General features: G+C 67.8%; 2 protein-coding genes. Both read right to left on the bottom strand.

Features of this window, described 5'->3' with window-relative positions; translation table 11 throughout:
* Positions 1 to 1,570, bottom strand: a 1,570-nt coding sequence (locus HKL97_RS08895; RefSeq protein WP_291424498.1) for an NF038122 family metalloprotease, incomplete at its 3' end; no start/stop codon positions are given.
* 58 nt (positions 1,571 to 1,628) lie between these two features.
* Positions 1,629 to 3,055: helicase C-terminal domain-containing protein (locus HKL97_RS08890; RefSeq protein WP_291424496.1), on the bottom strand; the 1,427-nt coding region annotated here is incomplete at its 5' end.

Here is a 3,055-nt window from a genome sequence, read left to right as displayed (position 1 = left end):
GTGCGCGGCGCACCGAAACCGCGCCCTTAGCCCCTGCCGGAATCGCCACTGCGAATCCGCAGCATCCGCTGCCCAGCCCCGCCGCCCGCACATCCGCCCGGTAGCCGTTGGCCACCACCCGCGCCACCACCTCGGCCCCGGCGAAAACCAGCAGCTCCACAGGCACCTCAGGGCACGCCTCGCAAACCGCCCAGCCCGCGCAAACTTCCGGCCCGGCCACCTCCAGCGCCCCGCGCAACGCTCCGGCCAATTCGGCCACCGGCGCAATCCCCGCCCGCGCGTTCACCGCTGCCTGCGCATCGCGCAGCCCAAAACCATCCTCCAGCCGCGCCATACAGGCCAAGGGCGCCGCCTCTTCACCTGGATACAGCGCCTCAAATGCCGCCGCGTTATGGAATTTCTGGCGCTCGCCAATATCGAGATAACTCTCCGCCGGGCAGTTTTCCGCGAACACCACATCATGCGCCGCCAGCTCGATATGATAATAGCTGACCCGCTCCACGCTCTGCGCCTGCGTCACGCTCACGCCGTTCACCAGCCGCCATGCCGGCACCAGCCCGCCACCGGCCAGAATCCCATGCCCCGGCGAGACCCAAAGCGCCCGCGCGGGCACCCCATCGCCCAGCGCCCCGGCCTTGATGCAAACCGGCAGCATCAGGTGGTTTCCTTTTAAAAACCGCCCGTCATAATGGCTGATCCCGATCCACTTAACCCGCTGGCGCCCCTTGAAGAGGCTCAACACCTCATCGCCGAGCGCCAGGCTCTCCACCGCCACTTCGCCATCCGGCGTGGCGATGCGCGTCCCCGCCGCGAAGCACAGCACATTGAACCCCAGCGCGCTCATCAGTGTCATATCAGCCGATGAAATGGTGTTCAGCGCGCCCGGATTGGCATAGGCGGTGAAGGCATCATTCCCCGCGCTGGATGCCCAGTCGGAGAGATCGGAGGTGGTGGAGAGCGTATCCAACGCCGTGGTGCCGCCGTCGACCGAGATGTATGTCAAATTCGCGCCGTTGGTCTGCAGCGTGCCCGGCGCGGCATATTTATACAGATCCATGATGAACTGCGGCGCGCCGGAATTGGCGTCGATCCGCCCCAGCGCATGCGTCAGCTCATGTTCGGCGATCCCGGCAAAATCATACTGGTCGGATGGCACGCTGGTCCCGGTGGTGCTGAAATCCAGCAGCGTCCCCGCCGAGCCAAAGGTAACAAAGCCATCCTGCCCCGGCCCGGCGGAGCCAGTCATAAGCCCCAGCGCCTCGGCCTGCGCATCGGTCAACTGCAAATACCCGGTCCCGGCCGGGTCCACGGCGGGCAGGTTGGCGGCGGCCTCTATGCCCGCGGGGGTTGAGGCATGCGCCTTCAGCGCCGCCACCACGCTCGCATAGCTGAACGCCGTCATGTTCGCGCCGCCCTCGCCGAACACTGTATTGTTCCAGGAGACCTCGATGCTCACCGTCACGGGGTCGGTGATCAGCGCGTCGAGCTGGCTGGCCGCATAGTCCATGGCCGTGACGAAACCGGCGGGCGCCAGGCTCGTGCTCGAGTCAAAATTCAGTTGAATATCCATCGGCCCCACGCCCAGATCGCGCTCAAATTGTTGGCCAATTTTTACCCCCAGGGCAAGCTCACCCGGCCAGAAACCGCCGTATCCCCGCCACCGCCTCGGCCAGGCCGGAGCGGATAACCGGCGCTCCCTCTGGGAAGGCGCTCAGCAGCCGCGAGGGCATCTGCCGGTCCAGCAGCACGAACACGCCCCGGTCATCGGCCCGGCGGATCAGCCGCCCAAACGCCTGACGCAGCCTTAAGCGCACGATCGCATCATCATAATCCTTGGGTGCCCCGCCGGAGAGATGCGTGCGCCGCGTGCGGTGCAGAATATCCGGGCGCGGCCAGGGCGTGCGCTCAAACACCACCAGCCGCAGCGCGTTGCCGGGAATATCCACACCGTCGCGCATCGCATCGGTGCCGAGCAGGCAGGCGTGCTCCTCGGCGCGGAAAATATCCACCAGCGTGGCGTTGTCCATGGCGTCCACATGCTGGGCGTAGAGCGCAATTCCCGCCTCCTCCAGCGGTTTGGCGATGCGCGCCTGCACCGCGCGCAGCCGCGAGATGGCGGTGAACAACCCCAGCCCGCCGCCGCCCGCGGCCTGAAACAGCGCCTGATACGCCCCGGCCAGCGCGCCCATATCCTGCGTGTTCACGTCCGTGATCAGCGCGATGCGCGTGCGCTCCGCATAATCAAACGGCGAGTCGAACGCCGCGCGGATGGCGGGCGCGGCCAGATGCGCCGCCCCGGTGCGCGCCTCGGCACCCTCCCAGGCGGTCTCGTTATCCGCCCCGTCGCGCAGCGTGGCGGAGGTGATGAGCATGCCATGCGCCGGCCGCGCGATGGTCTCGATGAACGCCTCCGTCGGGTCCAGCAGATGCGAGAGCAGCAGCACGTCGCGGTCGGTTCCCGCCTCGCGGTCCAGGCGCAGAAACTCGATCCGCCCCGGCCGCTCGCCGGGTTTGGTCTCACCCCCCAGCCCGTCCAATATTCGCCGCCATGCCGTGATGCTGTCGATCGCCCGGCGCTTGATGCTGCGCGCGGTGCCCTCCAGCCGCTGGCGCGAGGCTTCCTCCAGCGTCTCCGCCTCGGCTTCCAGCCGCTCCAAAAAACGCTGCCGCAATGTCACCAGGGGCAGGCGGAGCTTCTCCAGCGCGGCCGAGAGCGTGGCCGCCACCGGCAAAATCTCCGGGCCGATCGGGTGCAGATCCACCTCGAAACCCATCGCCCCTTTAATCTCCGCCTCGGTGCCGCGCGCCAGCGCCTGCACCCGCAACGCCCGCAAAAACGCTTCCGCCGGGTTCTTGTCCGATTCCAGCTCAGGGTCCAGCCGTGTGGAGAACATCGGCGCCGGCAGCGCCTTGGCCGCCAGCAACGCCGCGTCCAGCGCGCGCTTTATGGCATCATCCGTGGCGGCGAAATCCTCCAGCCGCCGCGCCAGCCCCCGCGCGCGTGAGCGTGCGCCCTCCGCCCCTAGCAGCCAGCGCCGCAGCTCCGCCATCGCCC

The organism is Acidocella sp. (assembly GCF_013044125.1).
Lineage (GTDB): Bacteria > Pseudomonadota > Alphaproteobacteria > Acetobacterales > Acetobacteraceae > Acidocella.
This window is presented reverse-complemented; position numbering and strand designations above follow the sequence as displayed.